Origin of the sequence: Burkholderia sp. BCC0397 (assembly GCF_902832865.1) — a bacterium.
GTDB lineage: Bacteria > Pseudomonadota > Gammaproteobacteria > Burkholderiales > Burkholderiaceae > Burkholderia.
This window is the reverse complement of record NZ_CADFDL010000007.1, coordinates 80,834-95,390: the sequence shown is the minus strand read 5'-3', so window position 1 is coordinate 95,390 and position 14,557 is coordinate 80,834. Positions and strand designations below refer to the sequence as shown.

The 14,557-nt window shown below is 67.9% G+C and carries 17 protein-coding genes; 7 read left to right on the top strand and 10 right to left on the bottom strand.

The genetic code is table 11. The annotated features are described in order from the left end of the window. The first annotated feature begins 31 nt into the window (after positions 1 to 31). From HWX03_RS21780 to HWX03_RS21765, 4 genes are read left to right on the top strand one after another with little or no spacing between them, the layout of a single operon-like run. Positions 32 to 1,162, top strand: coding sequence for a glycosyltransferase family 9 protein (locus HWX03_RS21780; protein WP_175822327.1), 1,131 nt, complete (start codon positions 32 to 34; stop codon positions 1,160 to 1,162). Continuing rightward, a complete protein-coding gene (locus HWX03_RS21775; protein WP_244132738.1) occupies positions 1,159 to 2,445 on the top strand; it encodes an O-antigen ligase family protein in 1,287 nt (428 codons plus the stop codon). The genes HWX03_RS21780 and HWX03_RS21775 overlap by 4 nt, the downstream gene beginning before the upstream one ends. Then, positions 2,442 to 3,677, top strand: coding sequence for a glycosyltransferase (locus HWX03_RS21770; protein ID WP_175872786.1), 1,236 nt, complete (start codon positions 2,442 to 2,444; stop codon positions 3,675 to 3,677). The genes HWX03_RS21775 and HWX03_RS21770 overlap by 4 nt, the downstream gene beginning before the upstream one ends. A gap of 41 nt (positions 3,678 to 3,718) precedes the next feature. Continuing rightward, complete coding sequence (locus tag HWX03_RS21765; protein ID WP_175872638.1) at positions 3,719 to 4,933, top strand: glycosyltransferase family 9 protein; 1,215 nt, start codon at positions 3,719 to 3,721, stop codon at positions 4,931 to 4,933. Between the two features lie 36 nt (positions 4,934 to 4,969). On the opposite strand, the gene HWX03_RS21760 is transcribed toward HWX03_RS21765, so the two are convergent. Beyond that, complete coding sequence (locus HWX03_RS21760; RefSeq protein WP_175872637.1) at positions 4,970 to 5,734, bottom strand: glycosyltransferase family 2 protein; 765 nt, start codon at positions 5,732 to 5,734, stop codon at positions 4,970 to 4,972. Between the two features lie 142 nt (positions 5,735 to 5,876). Between HWX03_RS21760 and HWX03_RS21755 the strand changes: the two genes are divergently transcribed. Further along, positions 5,877 to 6,266 carry an RcnB family protein gene (locus HWX03_RS21755; protein ID WP_175872636.1) on the top strand — a complete coding sequence of 130 codons (390 nt, stop codon included), beginning with the start codon at positions 5,877 to 5,879 and terminating at the stop codon, positions 6,264 to 6,266. A gap of 70 nt (positions 6,267 to 6,336) precedes the next feature. Here the strand turns inward: HWX03_RS21755 and HWX03_RS21750 are convergent, their stop codons facing one another. From HWX03_RS21750 to HWX03_RS21735, 4 genes are all read right to left on the bottom strand, one after another. Further along, positions 6,337 to 6,903, bottom strand: a complete 567-nt coding sequence (locus HWX03_RS21750) for an FUSC family protein (protein ID WP_175872635.1) — start codon at positions 6,901 to 6,903, stop codon at positions 6,337 to 6,339. A 41-nt stretch (positions 6,904 to 6,944) separates the two neighbouring features. Beyond that, positions 6,945 to 8,204, bottom strand: coding sequence for an MFS transporter (locus HWX03_RS21745; RefSeq protein WP_175872634.1), 1,260 nt, complete (start codon positions 8,202 to 8,204; stop codon positions 6,945 to 6,947). Further along, entirely contained in the window at positions 8,201 to 9,166 is a 966-nt protein-coding gene (locus tag HWX03_RS21740; protein WP_174433043.1) for a PRC-barrel domain-containing protein, read from the bottom strand. The genes HWX03_RS21745 and HWX03_RS21740 overlap by 4 nt, the downstream gene beginning before the upstream one ends. A gap of 378 nt (positions 9,167 to 9,544) precedes the next feature. After that, positions 9,545 to 9,880 (bottom strand): 50S ribosome-binding protein YggL, encoded by a 336-nt coding sequence (locus HWX03_RS21735; RefSeq protein ID WP_069618124.1) that lies wholly within the window; start codon positions 9,878 to 9,880, stop codon positions 9,545 to 9,547. Between the two features lie 211 nt (positions 9,881 to 10,091). On the opposite strand from HWX03_RS21735, the gene HWX03_RS21730 reads away from it, so the two are divergent. Both HWX03_RS21730 and HWX03_RS21725 read left to right on the top strand, forming a co-directional pair. Next, entirely contained in the window at positions 10,092 to 10,271 is a 180-nt protein-coding gene (locus HWX03_RS21730; protein ID WP_175872596.1) for a hypothetical protein, read from the top strand. 2 nt (positions 10,272 to 10,273) lie between these two features. Next, on the top strand, positions 10,274 to 10,654 hold the full coding sequence (locus HWX03_RS21725) for a DUF1493 family protein (protein WP_175872633.1): 381 nt from the start codon (positions 10,274 to 10,276) through the stop codon (positions 10,652 to 10,654). A gap of 77 nt (positions 10,655 to 10,731) precedes the next feature. On the opposite strand, the gene rng is transcribed toward HWX03_RS21725, so the two are convergent. From rng to HWX03_RS21700, 5 genes are read right to left on the bottom strand one after another with little or no spacing between them, the layout of a single operon-like run. Beyond that, entirely contained in the window at positions 10,732 to 12,201 is a 1,470-nt protein-coding gene (gene rng, locus HWX03_RS21720; protein ID WP_174389088.1) for a ribonuclease G, read from the bottom strand. 7 nt (positions 12,202 to 12,208) lie between these two features. Next, on the bottom strand, positions 12,209 to 12,856 hold the full coding sequence (locus HWX03_RS21715) for a Maf family protein (RefSeq protein WP_175872632.1): 648 nt from the start codon (positions 12,854 to 12,856) through the stop codon (positions 12,209 to 12,211). Positions 12,857 to 12,907: 51 nt separating this feature from the next. Next, positions 12,908 to 13,378 (bottom strand): 23S rRNA (pseudouridine(1915)-N(3))-methyltransferase RlmH, encoded by a 471-nt coding sequence (gene rlmH, locus HWX03_RS21710; protein WP_034208007.1) that lies wholly within the window; start codon positions 13,376 to 13,378, stop codon positions 12,908 to 12,910. A gap of 18 nt (positions 13,379 to 13,396) precedes the next feature. Beyond that, positions 13,397 to 13,840 carry a ribosome silencing factor gene (gene rsfS, locus HWX03_RS21705; protein ID WP_006484266.1) on the bottom strand — a complete coding sequence of 148 codons (444 nt, stop codon included), beginning with the start codon at positions 13,838 to 13,840 and terminating at the stop codon, positions 13,397 to 13,399. A gap of 4 nt (positions 13,841 to 13,844) precedes the next feature. Continuing rightward, entirely contained in the window at positions 13,845 to 14,546 is a 702-nt protein-coding gene (locus tag HWX03_RS21700) for a nicotinate-nucleotide adenylyltransferase (RefSeq protein ID WP_175822394.1), read from the bottom strand. Between the last annotated feature and the right edge of the window lie 11 nt (positions 14,547 to 14,557).

Genomic DNA, 14,557 nt, shown 5'->3' with positions numbered 1-14,557 from the left:
TTTTGCCATCGAGACAGCCCGCTGTTAACCGATGAGCCGTTTCCCCGGACGTATCCACATCTTCGCGCGGGCTCTGCCGAGATTGCTGTGCAAGCCGCTGCGGCGCAGGCCTCGGCAACCGGCGAGCATTTTCATCGCGCATCACCTTCTGCTCGGCGACACGCTGTTGCTGACACCGTTGCTGGCGAAGCTGCGCGAACAATACCCGCACGCACGCATCGCGCTCGCGTGTCCGAAGGCGATCGCACCTCTGTATGCGGGCGAACCGTTTGGCGTTCAGGCGTTGGCCTTCGATCCGCGTGACTCCGTGTCGGTGCGCCGCTTGCTGGCATCGGGGCCTTATGATCTCGGCTTCGTCGCAGCGGACAACCGTCACAGCTGGCTCGCGCTTGCGGCCGGCTGCCGCTGGATTGTCGCGCACGACGGCGATTCTCCTGCGTGGAAGAACTGGCCGGTCGACGAGCCCCGCCCGTACCCCGATGCCCAGGCCGCGTGGGGCGACCTGATCGCAGACCTGGTCGACGGTCCTCCCCCACGTGCATACCGGCCGGACGACTGGCCGGTGCCGCCGCCGAGCGTCGAGTTGCCAGCGACGCTTCGGGAGCGGCCATACGTGGTGCTGCATCCGGGCGCCAGCACGATGGTCAAGCGCTGGCCGGTCGAGCGCTGGCGAGCGCTGGCGGCCGACATGGAGGCGGGCGGCTATCGGGTGGTGTGGAGTGGCGGCAAGAACGAAGCCGACCTGATCGAACAGATCGGGCCGCGCGCCGGGCAGCCGAACTTCGCCGGGAAACTCGGTCTCGCCGATCTTTGGCATCTCTATGCGGGCGCCAGGGCAGTTGTCTGCCCCGATACGGGCGTCGCGCATCTCGCGCGCCTCGTCGGTGTACCGACCGTCACGCTGTTCGGGCCTGGCAGCGCGTTGGTTCATGGTGCCGGACGCTACTGGCGCGACGTTCCGTTCGCTGCCGTAACGATCGCGGACATGCCATGCCGCGATCAACCCTATATTTTCCGGCGTCACGTCCAGTGGATTCGGAGATGTGACCGCGACGCCACGACATGCGTCGCGTGGCACGACGGCTGCGCGGGATGCATGAGCGGGCTGTCGGTGGACGCGGTCCGTGGCGCACTGCAACAAGTTCTGGTGCAAGTTCGATGACTGTAATTGCGGCGCGTATGGAGCGTCTTCTGTGGATTGGCTGCCCCGTTCTGATGTTCGCGGTCATGTTCGGGCACATGGCGGCGTTCGTGAACTGCAGCATGGTGCTGGTCGGGATTGCGCTGATCGGTGCCGCTTGCGTGCGGGGGCGGCCGGCAGTGTTCCGGTGGCCATTGTTTCTCCCGATCGTCGGCTGGGCGGCTTGGAGTTTTGCGGCCACCCGCTGGTCGGTGTTTCCGGACGTCAGCCGGCATGCGTGGTTCGACGAGGTCGTGTATCCGCTGCTGTCGTTTTGGGGCTTCTGGCTGTTCGGCACGCGGGTCGAGCGGCCGGAACGCGTCACGCTGACCGTGTGGTTCGCGTGCGCGTTGCTTGCTGCGATCAGCGTGATCTACTGGGGCAAGCTGCAGCCGCCGACACCCGAAACATTCCCGTTGCGCTTCTATGCACGGGTGGGGCATACGAGTACGCTCGTTGCGTTCGCAATGGCGCTGTTTTGCGCGTTCTTCGTACCCAAGCGCGGCTGGCGCTGGGTCGGCGTGACGGGACTCGTGTTTTGCGGGATGGTCGGGCTTGCCACCCTCAATCGCTTCTTCTGGCCTGCTGCCGCGGTGGTGTTGCTGATCGGTCTTTATCCGCTGTACCGGCATCATCTGCTGCTGGCGGCCCTGGCAGCGGTCGTCGTCGGCGCCGGTGCGATCGGTACGCTCGAAATTAGTGCGCGGCTGCGCTATCACGATTCGCAGCCGCCGCTGGCCGCGTCGCGCGACATCTCGATCGCCGGCGTGCGGCTGTATGTGCCGCCCGGCATGACCGCAGTCGGCGACACGCTGTCGTCGGACACACGCCCCAAGCTGTGGAAGTTCTATGACGAGCAGGGCAGTCGGCACACATGGCTCGGTATTGGTTTCGGCAAACCGGTGCCGGGAATGGCCTACCGCAGCGAGATGCCGCCCGAGTTGCTGGCGCTCGAACCACAGGCGCTGACGCACGCGCACAATCTTTTCCTGAATACGTGGCTGCAGACCGGACGCATTGGGCTGATGCTGGAGGCGCTGCTGCTGGCGACGCTCGGCATCGCGTTCTGGCGGTTGCGCAAGGTCGAGCCGTGGATCGCGGTGGGCGGCATCGCGCTTGTTGTCGGGATGGTCACGAAGAACCTGGTGGACGATTTCATGTGGCAGACGACGATCCTGGCATTCTGGGCATTTGCCGGGCTGATGCTCGGGTATGGCGAGCGACGCGCAGGCGTGCGTCGCGCGCAGCCGGGGAGCGCGTCGTGAACGCCATCGCAAGCCGCGCCGAAGCAGGCAGGCCGATCGCGAACGGCAAGCCCGTGCGATTGCTGTTCCATATCGACGACTTCGGGCGGGGCGGCACGGAAACCGCGCTGGTCGCATGGCTGAATGCGCTGGATCGTCGCCAGTTCGCGCCCGCGTTGTCGGTGGCGTTCCCGACCGACGATCTCGATGCGCTGCGACGCAGCGGCGCGATTCCCGCTGACGTACCGGTTCACGTGCTGGCGGAGGCTCGCTGGTCGCATGTGCTGCATCAGGTCGAGCGCCGCCGGCGGCTACGCTTCGGCGAGAAGCTGGCGCACAAGCTGATGACCCACGTAGCAGTTCGTTCGCTCGTCGCGCGTCGCTTCCTGCGGATCGCGGCCGGCTTCGACGTCGTCTGCGATTTCGACTTTTCACTGCGGCGTATAGCCGGTCGCGGCTCTGCACGCTGGTTCGGTGTGAGCCATTACAGCTTCGTTGCGCGCTTCGGGAACAAGAGCGATGCATACATGGCTCGGCGCACGCGACAGTATGCGTGCTATGCGGCGATCGCCATGCTCACGCCCGCGATGCGGCGTGAGGCGGAGAAGATGTTCGCCGGGGCCGGCGTGCGGATCGCCGATCTGCCGAACGTGATCGACGTAAATGCGATCCGTCGCCGCGCCGGGGCTGATTTCGAGCGGCCGGCGAGCCGCTTCGTCGTATCGGTCGCCCGGCTCGACGAAGGACAGAAAGATCACCGCACATTGCTGCACGCCTACGCGAGGTGGCGCGCACGCAGTGCGGACGTCCCGGCGCTTGTGCTGCTCGGTGACGGCCCGGACCGCCGGACGCTCGAGCAACTGGCTGCGGAATTGGGAGTGCGCGATGCCGTCACCTTTGTCGGCTATTGCGCGAATCCGTTCCCGTTCATTCGCGCGGCCGACGCACTGGTGCTCAGCAGCCGCTACGAGGGCGCACCGATGGTGCTCGGCGAGGCGATGGCGCTCGGTACGCCGGTTCTGGCGGCAGATTGCCCGACGGGGCCGCGCGACCTGCTGGACGACGGCAACGCGGGCCTGCTTGTGGCGGTTGGCGATATCGACGCGATGTCGGCCGCGCTCGAGCGGATCGTCACCGATGCGTCCCTGCGCGCGTCGCTCGCGGCAGGCGCAGCGGCGAAGGTCGCCTCGCTCGACGTGGCGGCCGCGAACCGGCGAATCGCATCGCTCATCGATGGCTTGCTTACGGCGTAACGACCGGTGTTCGATGGTTTGCTACAGGCGATTTCGCTAAAATGGTGTGTTCTGATTCACCGACACCTGCCGTGACTGTTCCCCTCACGCTCGATGCGCCGCCACGCAGCATTCTCGTTTCCTGCACCCGCCGGATCGGCGACGTGCTGCTGGCGACGCCGCTGGTCCGCTCCCTGAAGCGGCGCTGGCCCGACGCACAGATCGACATGATCGTGTTCAAGGGCACCGAAGGCGTGCTCGAGCACAACCCCGACATCCGTCGCGTGATCGTCGTCGCCCAGCGCGCGAAGCCGCGCGAGCGGTTCGCCGACGCTTTCAGGCTGTGGCGGCGCTACGACCTCGCATGCGCGGCGATCAGCTCGGATCGCGCCCGTTTCTATACATGGTTCGGCGGGCGCCGGCGCGTGGGGCTCGTCGATCCGGAGCGGGTCACGCGGCTGACGCGTTTCATGCTGGACGGTATCGCGCTCAACCGGCACGGCGAGGTCCATACGGTGACGAGCAGTCTCGCGATTGCCGAAGCGCTCGGCGTGACGCCTTGCGCGGAAGTGGTCGCCCCCGGCATCGGCACCGATCCGGCGCGCATCGCGCGCTTCGACACGCTGCTGTATGGGCCGGCGGCGCTGTCGAGTACGCGACAGCACATCGTGCTGCACCCATCCCCGATGTTCCGTTACAAACAGTGGCGCGAGGACGGCTGGGTCGAACTGATCCGCTGGGCGCGCGCAAGCGGCTTCGACGTCGCGCTGAGCGGCGGGCCGGGCGCGGCGGAGGTCGAGTATGCGCAGCGGATCGTGGCTGCCGCGGGCGAGCCGGTCGCGAATTTCGTCGGACGCCTGACGTTCGGCGAGACCGCCGAACTGATTCGCCGGGCACGGCTGTTCGTGGGGCCGGACACCGGCGCGACCCACGTCGCTGCCGCGTGCGGGACGCCGACGCTCGCGCTATTCGGGCCATCCAACCCGGTACGCTGGGGGCCGTGGCCCGCCAACTGGCCCGCGCACGACGAGCCTTGGCCGCTGCGCGGCTCGGCAGAGCGCGGCAACGTCTATCTGATGCAAGGCGACGGTGAGTGCGTGCCGTGCAAGCTCGAAGGCTGCGACCGTCATCTCGAAAGCTGGAGCCGCTGCCTGACGGAACTCTCCGCGCAGCGCGTGATTGCCGTCGCGACGGCGCTCATCGAAGGCCGGCCGGCCGTCGAGGCTCCGCGCGAATCGGTGATCGACGTGTCGGCGTTGCCGCGCAGCGGCGCGTAACCCGCGCGCCGTCGGCGCATTGCCCGCCGTGACCGCCTAGCGGCCAGACGCGTGCGTGTCGTCGTGCGCGAGCTTCAGGAAGCGGTAGTACACCGTCTCCGCGTTGAATACCGCGATCATCAGTCCCGCACGCCCGTCGAGGAACCCGCGGCGGATGACGTAGGTCCGCACGAACGCCCAGATCCCCCGCCGGATGGCCTTGCCGACCGTCGCCCGCTCGCCGGCCGCGCGGCGCTGTCGTGCACCGGCGCTCGAATACGCGTCGAGTTTGCGCAGCACCGCTTCGATGTCGTCGTACGAATAATGGAGCAGCCTGCCTTCGAGCCGCTCGGCGCGGCCGTCGAACACCAGCCGCTCGTGGACGAGGTCGTCCGAGAAGCGGGCGGCGTTGCGCCGGAACAGGCGCGGTATCCAGTCCGGATACCAGCCGCTGTGATGCACCCAGGTGCCGCAAAATGCCGACAGGCGATCGATCGCATAGACGTCGGCCCGCGGCGCGCCGATCGCAGCACGGATCGATGCGGCCAGTTCGTCCGACACGACTTCGTCGGTATCGATCGACAGCACCCAGTCGGTCGACAGCGCCGCGAGTGCGCGATTCTTCTGCGGGCCGAAGCCCGGCCAGTCGGCGGCGACGATCACCCGGGCGCCATGCGCGCGGGCGATCTCGACGGTGTCGTCGGTGCTGCCGCCGTCGACGACGACGACGTCGTCCGCGAAGGCGAGCGCGTCGAGGCACTGCGCGAGCCGGCGGGCCGCGTTGTGGGCGATGATGGCGACGCCGAGCGTAGGTTCAGCCATGAAAAATCGTTCGGATCGAAGGTGAGCGAGAGTATACCCGCTGCCTCGTGCGTGACGCCGCGCAACCGGCGGGCCCTGCGAGCTGTGCTAGCCTTGTCCGGCCGTGGCGTCATCCCGGCGCCGGCGGTTCGACGGGAGGTGGATGATGGTAACAAGGCACCCGATTCTTGCCGTTTTGTTCATGGCCGCCGCGTTGGCGGCGCCGACGTTGGCCAGCGCACAGCAGGACGACCGGCGGCATGATCATGGCAATGGCCATGCGTACGGGCACGACAAGCACGATAAGCACGACATGCGCAAAGGGCCCGGCCGCGCTGAAGACGTGCCGCCGCGCTGGGCCGACCAGCCGCGCCGCGACTGGCACAGGGGCGACCGGCTGCCGGAGGAGTTCCGCGATCGCCAGTATGTGGTCGACGACTGGCGCGGCTACCGCCTGAGTGCGCCGCCGCGCGGCTATCACTGGGTCGGCGTCGGCGGCGACTACCTGCTCGTGCAGATCGGCTCGGGCATCGTGCTGCGGGTCGGTCCGTAACCCGGTCCGTAACCGTCACGCAGCGTTCCGATCGTTCATCCGGCTGCCGGGCGCGTTGCCCGGCGCCGCGTCACTTTGCCGCCGCGCGGTGGAACCAGCGCCGCTCGATTCTCGACATCACCCAGCACACGCCCAGCGCGCACACCGTGCCGAGCGCCACTTCGCCGAGCCGGATCAGCGGAACGTCCCACAGCGGGCCGTTGCCCGGGAACAGCAGCACGATCGTCGCGGTCACGCCACCGAGCCGTGCCGCGCTGCCGATGTTCAGGCACCAGCAGCAGACGATCACGACCGCGACCGTGATCGCATACGCGACGAGGCGATCGCCGCCCAGCGCCGCACCGGCGAAGCCGAGGATGCCGCCGACCATCGCGCCGATGAACTGGTCGCGCGACAGCGACATCGTGTCCGAGTAGTTGTGCTGCGTGACGGCGATCGCGGTGATCGCCGCCCACACGGCCTGCTCGGTATGCATCGCGCGGCCGATCGCATACGCGAGGCACGCGCCGCAGACGGCCTGCAGCGCCATCAGCCCGCCTTGCGCGAGCCGCTCGCTGAATGACAGCCCCTTGAACAGATCGAAGATCGACTGCTGGATCTGCTGGCGGGCTTCGTCGAGTGTCCTGATCGTATCCATCGTGCGTCGGTCAAGAAGCGGGTAGCGGCGGCGCGCCGCCGTCAATGCGCCTGTTCGGGCGAGGCGGGCGCCGGTTCGTCGGTCGTCGCATCGCCGTTCTCGACGCGGGTTTCGGGCATCACGAGCCAGACCAGCAGCACCGCGAGCGCGCCGGCGGCCGCGAGCCCGAAGAAGCTGACCGCGTTGCCGAAGTGATCGGCGACGTAGCCGGCCACGGCCGTGCTGAGCGTCGCGCCGATCCCGGCGGCGAGCCCGAACAGCCCGATACACAGGTTGTAGCGGCCCTTGCCGGCCGCGACGTCGGCTGCGATCAGCGGCAGCATCACGCCGAACACGGCCGCGCTGATGCCGTCGAGCATCTGCACCGGCACGAGCAGGTACGGGCTGCTCACGCCCGCGAACAACAGCGCGCGCACCGGCAGCGCCGAGAACCCGAGCAGCAGGATCGGCCGGCGTCCCCAGCGCTGCGCGGAGCGGCCGACCCACGGCGACAGCATCGCGACGATCGCCTGCGGCACGATGATGCACGCGGCGATCACGAGCTGCACGTTCTCGCCCATCCCGGCCGTGACTTCGCCGGCAGCGAGGTTCAGCATCGCGGCGTTCGACAGGTGGAACAGCACGACGCAGGCCGCGAAGATCAGCATCCGGCGGTCGCGCAGCAGCTCGAGCAGCGTTTCGCGCTCGCCGGCTTCGTCGAGGTCGTCAGGCTTCGACGACTGCGGAATCACCTGGTGCGTCGGCTGGATCATCGCAAGCGCGAACAGCGCGGGCAGCGCCAGCACGGCGGTCAGCCAGAACACCGCGCGCGCGGAGAAGTATTCGCCGGTCAGCCCCATCAGGCCCGCCGCGACCGCACTGCCGATCGATGCCCAGCGCGCATTGCGGCCGAGCCGGTCGCCGAGGTCGGCGCGGCCGACCAGCGAGAACGAGATCGCGGCCATCGCCGGCACCAGCATGCAGCTCGCGAAGCCGTGGAACACCTCGGCCGCGATCACCGGCACGATCGTCGGGCTCGACGCGAGCAGCACCGCGGACAGGATGATGGCCGCGATCGCCCACGCGGCCGCGCCTTTCTTGTTCTTCAGCGCATCGACGGCCGCGCCGCCCGGTACCTGACTGACCATCGCGCTGATCGTGCCGATCGACAGCACCATGCCGATCTCGCCCTGCGTCCACTTGTGCGACGCGAGATAGGACGCGATGAACGGACCGAACCCGGTTTGAACGTTTGCAACGAAAAAGTTGAGCCAGTCGAGGGAGCGGAGACTGCGAACGCTGACGGAATGCTTGATCGTCATCGGGTGGCACTCGCAGACGAAGCCGGCGCGGCCGGGGCAACAGGCGGGAAGACCGCGACGATCGGCTTGTCGGCCGCGTACGGCGGCGATGCCTTGATCTGCGCGTCGTTCAGGTCGAGCTGCGGGTGCAGCGCCTTGTCGCGCGTGACGAAGCGCAGCGCGCCCCAGCTTGCGGCGATCGAACGGCGGTCGGTATTGACGAGGCCGCCGAGGTCGAGCACGACGGCCTGCGGCTGGGCGCCGCGGTCGATCAGCACGTCGACGATGCGGCCGATCTTCGTGCCGTTCGGGCGCTCGACATCGCTGTCGAGCATCGGCAGCCGCGTCGCCGGCGACGCCGCGGCCGAGCCCGACAGCGGCACGGCCTTCGGCCGCGCGGCGGGCGGCAGGTCGCCCGACGGCACGTCGAGCACGATCGGCTCCTGTTTGCCGCCCGGCGTGAAGCGGAACACGTTCCACGGGAAGATGACCTTGCGGTCGCCGATCCCCATGAAGCCCTGCAGGTTGACGATCATCTCGCGCGGCTTGCCGCTCGCGTCGACCACCATGTCGACCGCGCGGCCGACCACCTTGCCGTTGCGGCGCGCGACTTCGCTGTCGAGCAGCGCATGGATCTGGGTACGGTCGAGCGAGCGCGTCGCGACGAGCGGCGGGGGCGGAGGCGGCGGTGGGGTCGGCGATTCGGGGCGCTGCACGGGCTTGGGCCGCGTCACCTCGCGGTGCGGCTTCTTCGGCGCTTCCGGTTCCTCCGGGTGCGTCGGCGCGGGCACGGGCGGCATCGTCAGCGGCTCGCCGGCGGTTTCCTCGACAGGCTCGACGAGCGCCTCGCTGATCGGCGCGGGCGGGTTCTGGACCGGCAGCAGCCCGCAGCCGGACAGCAACGCGGCGACGGCGAGAATCAGGAAGACCGTCGAGGACGGCAACGACTTGCAGGATGCGGGAAACGGGAGTCCGCCGCTCATTGACACTCACTCCATGGGTCGGGGGCGGCCCGAGGGCACGCGGCTGGCGATGGATGGCGGGTGCGGGCGGCGCACCACGCGAGGTGAGAGTTTAACGTGTCTTGCTTTCAGGACCGATATCGATGGCTTGTTGCAGGCGGACCGTGGGGAAAAGGAAGGGATCGGAGGCCGTCGCGGGGGGGGCTCCCGCGACTGATCGACGACGATGCGGGCGTCGGCGCCGCTGCCGTCGGTGCGTTGGCTCGGCTACGCGGATAGCGACATCGGCGCCGCAACGCCAGCGGCCATCATGATCATTCGGAAGCAGCAGCGCCGGCCTGGCCCGCCGTCATGACGGGCGGGCACGGGCGTTGTCCGAAGCAGCGTGAACCCGGGAAATCAGGCGTCCGGATACCACGCATCGGCGAATTCGCTGACCTGGACGTCCTTCAGTTCCGGACGGGCGGCCAGCCATCCGCGCACGAGCTCGCGATCGGCGTCGGTCGTCGTGCCGCGCGGCGCGCCGGAGATCACGTACGCGCCGATGCCTTCGTCCGCGGACGCGACGGTCAGCAGCCCGTTCGCTTCGACGAAGTCGATGAATGCGTCGATCAACTGGCCGCGCTCGAGGTCGGTCATGTCGTTGCGGTAATGCGCGGTGGCGTTGAACGAGAGTTCCTGGAATTCGCCGATGTGGAGTTTCTTGCGCTGGCGGCGGTTGTGGCCTTGGCTCATGGTGTGTGCTGAGTGAATGAGAGGTGAGAAAGGATAGCGCGGCGGATGGCGCGGGCACCCTGTCGACGTGCGGCATGGGCGAGGCTGGAGGCGAAAGCGGGCGTATCGCGGGACAGTGCCCGAAACTGTTCTTAAACAATTGCGCGAGGCGCCGTTCGCCGTGCGGCGCTGGTCAAGCGGCCTATTGCACGCCTGACCGAATGATACAGGGATGGCGAGCGTGTTCGGCTTTGCTAAGGTCTGCGGTCATTCGAACAACCACGAGGGCCGTATGTCGGACAATCGCCATGCGTACGAGGGGCGCGAGGATCTCACGCCTGCAGCCGTCATCATGTTCAGCACGGTGCGCCGGTACAACGCCGTCGCCAAACCAGAAGACAGGGTGTTCTGATCGTGCCGACCGATACGTGGGAAAAGCTGGCCATATTTACACGTGAAGAGCTGGGTCGACCGTTGTTCGGCGGCCAGCTGAGGATCGAACCATCGTCACGCCTCGAAGAGGATCTGGGCGTGACCGGAGTCGACGCAGTCGAGTTCATCGACACATGGGCAGAAACGTTCGGCGTGCATGTCGCTGAGTTCCCCTACGACCGCTACTTCGGTCCTGAGGGGCAAGACATGGTGACGACGTTTCTCGCGCTGTTTTCGGAGCGTTATCGCAAGCCGCCGCGCGTACCCCTGACACTCGGCATGCTGGAAGAAACGATGCGTCTCGGCCGATGGGATAGCGACGCAATCGAGCGCTTCGCACGGAAAGCAACCGGCGAGGAATAGCCGTTCGGCGATGCATGCAGGTGCGGAAATCCGTGCCGCGCCGGGCAGGCATCGCGCAACCGCACAAGAACGCACCGTCACATCAGCACGATATCGTACTGCTCCTGGCTCAGATTCGATTCGACCTGCAGCGACACCGGCTTGCCGATGAAGTCGATCAGCATCGCGAGATGCTGCGATTCCTCGTCGAGGAACAGGTCGATCACCTGCTGCGCGGCGATCACGCGAAACTCGCGCGGGTTGAACTGCCGCGATTCGCGCAGGATCTCGCGCAGGATGTCGTAGCACACGGTGCGCGACGTCTTCACCTGGCCCTTGCCCTGGCAGGTCGGGCACGGCTCGCACAGCACGTGCGCGAGCGACTCGCGCGTGCGCTTGCGCGTCATCTCGACGAGCCCGAGCTGCGAGAAGGTATTGACCGTCACGCGCGTGCGGTCGCGCGACAGCGCCTTCTTCAGCTCGGACAGCACCGCGTCGCGATGCTCGGCGTTCTCCATGTCGATGAAGTCGATGATGATGATCCCGCCGAGGTTGCGCAGCCGCAGCTGCCGCGCGATCGTGTGCGCGGCCTCGAGGTTGGTCTTGAAGATCGTATCGTCGAAGTTGCGCGCGCCGACATAGCCGCCCGTGTTCACGTCGATCGTCGTCATCGCTTCCGTCTGGTCGATCATCAGGTAACCGCCCGACTTCAGGTCGACGCGGCGCGACAGCGCGCGCTGGATCTCCGCCTCGATGTTGTACAGGTCGAACAGCGGCCGTTCGCCCGTGTAGTGATGCAGCTTCGGGCTCACGGCCGGCGTGAACTCGCCCGCGAATTCCGCGAGGCGCTGGTACGTCTCGCGCGAATCGACCTGGATGCGCGTCGTGTCGTCGTTCGCGAAATCGCGCAGCACGCGCTGCGCGAGATCGAGATCCTGGTACAGCAGGCTCGTCGCCGGCAGCCGCTGCGCTTGCGCGACGATCGTCGCCCACGTCTTGCGCAGGTACGTGACGTCGCCGGCCAGCTCGTCGGAGGTGGCGTCCTCGGCGATCGTGCGCACGATGTAGCCGCCTTTCTCGTCCGGCGGGATCACGGCCGTCAGGCGTGCGCGCACGGCCTCGCGCTCGGCCTCGCTCTCGATCTTCTGCGAGATGCCGATATGCGGCTCCTGCGGCAGGTAGACGAGCGTGCGGCCCGCGATGCTGACCTGCGTCGACAGCCGCGCGCCCTTCGTGCCGATCGGATCCTTGATCACCTGCACCATCAGCGTCTGCCCCTCGAACACGATCTTCTCGATCGGCTGGTGCGGCGTGCCCGACTGCGGCTCGCCCGCGAGGCGCGGATGCCAGATGTCGGCGACGTGCAGGAACGCCGCGCGCTCGAGGCCGATGTCGATGAACGCCGACTGCATGCCGGGCAGCACGCGCACGACCTTGCCGAGATAGATGTTGCCGACCCGCCCGCGCGACAGCGTGCGCTCGACGTGAAGCTCCTGCACCGCGCCTTGCTGGACGAGTGCGACGCGCGTTTCCTGCGGCGTGAGGTTGATCAGGATTTCTTCGTTCATGGGCGGCTCAGAAGGCGACGCGTGCGGTACGCAGCAGCGCGGCAGTCTCAAAAAGGGGCAGACCCATGATACCTGAATGGGATCCGTCGATTCGCTCGATGAATTCGGCCGCGCGGCCCTGGATCGCGTACGCGCCGGCCTTGCCGAACGGCTCGCCGGTTTCGACGTAGCGCGCGTACGCGTCGCGCGACGCGGCAGAAAAGCGCACTGACGAGCGCGACAGCGCGGGCGGCAGCAGTTCGCCGCTGGCGTCGATCACGGCGACGGCGGTCAATACTGCGTGTTCGCGGCCGGCGAGGCGGGTGAGCATCGCGAGCGCATCGCCGGCGTCGGCCGGCTTGCCGAGGATCGCGCCGTCGATCGTCACGGTCGTATCGGCCACCAGCACCGGTGCGGCCGGCTTGCCGCTCGCGACGAGGCGCGCACGCGCGGCCTCGGCCTTCGCGACGGTCACGCGCCGCACGTACGTGTCGGCGGCTTCGCCGGGCAGTTCGGCCTCGAGCGCCTCGGCGTCCTCGTCGGGGCGCGGCAGCAGCAGCTCGAAGCGTACGCCGATCTGCTGCAGCAGCTCCTGGCGGCGCGGGCTTTGCGAAGCGAGGTAAAGCGTTTGGAAAAGCGGGGTCGGAAAAAGCGCGGGGGACGTGCTGGACGGCATGGTGTCGTTATCTCGTTGAGCGCGCGCGGCGCGCGTCTCGAGGACGACACGTCATGCACGGTGGTAGGGGTGATTCTGCGTGATGCTCCACGCCCGGTAAAGCTGTTCGGCGAGCAGCACGCGCACCATGCCGTGCGGCAGCGTCATGCTCGAGATACGTAGCAGCACGTCGGCGCGCGCTTTCAGGTCCGGATCGAGCCCGTCGGCGCCGCCGATCACGAACGCGACGTCGCGGCCGTCCTGCTGCCAGCCGGGCAGCGCCTGCGCGAGCTGCATCGTGGTCCAGTCGCGGCCGCGCTCGTCGAGCGCGACGATGCGCGCGCCCTTCGGCAGCGCGGCCTCGATCTTCTGCCGCTCGGCCGCCATCACGCTTTCGGCGCTGCGGCCGCCCGAACGCAGTTCAGGCTTGATTTCGCGCAACTCGATGCGCAGTTCGGGCGGCATCCGCTTCGTGTATTCGTCGAAGCCGGATGCGATCCAGCCCGGCATCTTGTGGCCGACCGCGAGGATGAAAAGCTTCATCGGGAGACGCGTGACGGCTTAACGGCGGCGGGCGGCCGTCTTGCGCGCCGGACGTGCGGGCGCTTCTTCCTCTTCCTCGTCGTCTTCGCTCGCCGTGGCGAAGCCGTTGCCCTTGCCGCCGCCGAGCTTCATCCGCACGGGCTTGTCGCCCCAGATTTCCTCGAGGTTGTAGTACTGGCGCAGCGCCGGTTGCAGGATGTGCACGACCGCGTCGCCGCAGTCGACCAGCACCCATTCGCCGGTGTCCTCGCCTTCGGAGCTGACGACGTCGCCGCCGGCTTCCTTGACCTTGTCGCGCACGTTCGACGCGAGGGCCTTGGTCTGGCGGTTGGAGGTGCCCGATGCGACGACCACGCGGTCGAACAGTTCGGTCAGGTGGCTGGTGTTGAACACCTTGATGTCTTGCGCCTTGACGTCTTCGAGGGCGTCGACGATCACGCGCTGCAGTTTGCGAATATCCATGGATTCAGGAATGGTAGAGGCGATGTTGAAGAATATAGGCCCATACGGCGGCCGGCACATGTTCGGCCGACGCGTCGGGCATTTGCGCATGGCGCGCGATGCATTCGCGCAGGTGCGTGCGGATGTCGGTCGCGGCGATGTCGAACGAAAGGGTCGTATCGATCAGCAGGCGGCCCGCCGGCGTGGCCTTGAGCACGTCGGCGCCGGCCTGCCGCGCGGCGATCTCCCGCGCGACGTCCGGCGGCGCCGCGCCGAGCTCGAAGCCCGGGCGCGTCGACACGCCGATGTGCGCGTAGTCGAACAGCGTGCGCCAGTCGCGCCACGTATCGAGGCGCACCAGCTGGTCGGCGCCGATCAGCAGCGACAGCGACGCATCCGGGCCGATCCGCTCGCGCCAGCGCGCGAGCGTCTCGACCGTGTAGGTCGGGCCGGTGTGTTCGATCTCGTCGGTGGCGACGGTCACGCTCACGCCCGGCACGGACAGCGTGGCGGCGGCCGCGCGCGTCATCGCGAGCCGGTGCTCGGCGGCCGACACGTCGCGCTTCTGGTACGGCTGCCCGGCGGGCAGCAACACGAGTTCGGTCAGGTCGAGCAGCCCGGCGAACCGGCGCGCGAGCGCGAGATGGCCGTCGTGGATCGGGTCGAAAGTACCGCCCAGCAAGCCGATACGACGCGGCAGCGGGGCGGGGCGGGTGGTGGTGTCCAGAAACGGCGTCC

Coding starts and splice junctions, on each gene's coding strand:
- HWX03_RS21780 (WP_175822327.1), top strand. CDS start 32: ATGAGCCGTTTCCCCGGACGTATCCACATCTTCGCGCGGGCTCTGCCG.
- HWX03_RS21775 (WP_244132738.1), top strand. CDS start 1,159: ATGACTGTAATTGCGGCGCGTATGGAGCGTCTTCTGTGGATTGGCTGC.
- HWX03_RS21765 (WP_175872638.1), top strand. CDS start 3,719: ATGGTGTGTTCTGATTCACCGACACCTGCCGTGACTGTTCCCCTCACG.
- HWX03_RS21760 (WP_175872637.1), bottom strand. CDS start 5,734: ATGGCTGAACCTACGCTCGGCGTCGCCATCATCGCCCACAACGCGGCC.
- HWX03_RS21755 (WP_175872636.1), top strand. CDS start 5,877: ATGATGGTAACAAGGCACCCGATTCTTGCCGTTTTGTTCATGGCCGCC.
- HWX03_RS21750 (WP_175872635.1), bottom strand. CDS start 6,903: ATGGATACGATCAGGACACTCGACGAAGCCCGCCAGCAGATCCAGCAG.
- HWX03_RS21745 (WP_175872634.1), bottom strand. CDS start 8,204: ATGACGATCAAGCATTCCGTCAGCGTTCGCAGTCTCCGCTCCCTCGAC.
- HWX03_RS21740 (WP_174433043.1), bottom strand. CDS start 9,166: ATGAGCGGCGGACTCCCGTTTCCCGCATCCTGCAAGTCGTTGCCGTCC.
- HWX03_RS21735 (WP_069618124.1), bottom strand. CDS start 9,880: ATGAGCCAAGGCCACAACCGCCGCCAGCGCAAGAAACTCCACATCGGC.
- HWX03_RS21730 (WP_175872596.1), top strand. CDS start 10,092: ATGGCGAGCGTGTTCGGCTTTGCTAAGGTCTGCGGTCATTCGAACAAC.
- rng (WP_174389088.1), bottom strand. CDS start 12,201: ATGAACGAAGAAATCCTGATCAACCTCACGCCGCAGGAAACGCGCGTC.
- HWX03_RS21715 (WP_175872632.1), bottom strand. CDS start 12,856: ATGCCGTCCAGCACGTCCCCCGCGCTTTTTCCGACCCCGCTTTTCCAA.
- rlmH (WP_034208007.1), bottom strand. CDS start 13,378: ATGAAGCTTTTCATCCTCGCGGTCGGCCACAAGATGCCGGGCTGGATC.
- rsfS (WP_006484266.1), bottom strand. CDS start 13,840: ATGGATATTCGCAAACTGCAGCGCGTGATCGTCGACGCCCTCGAAGAC.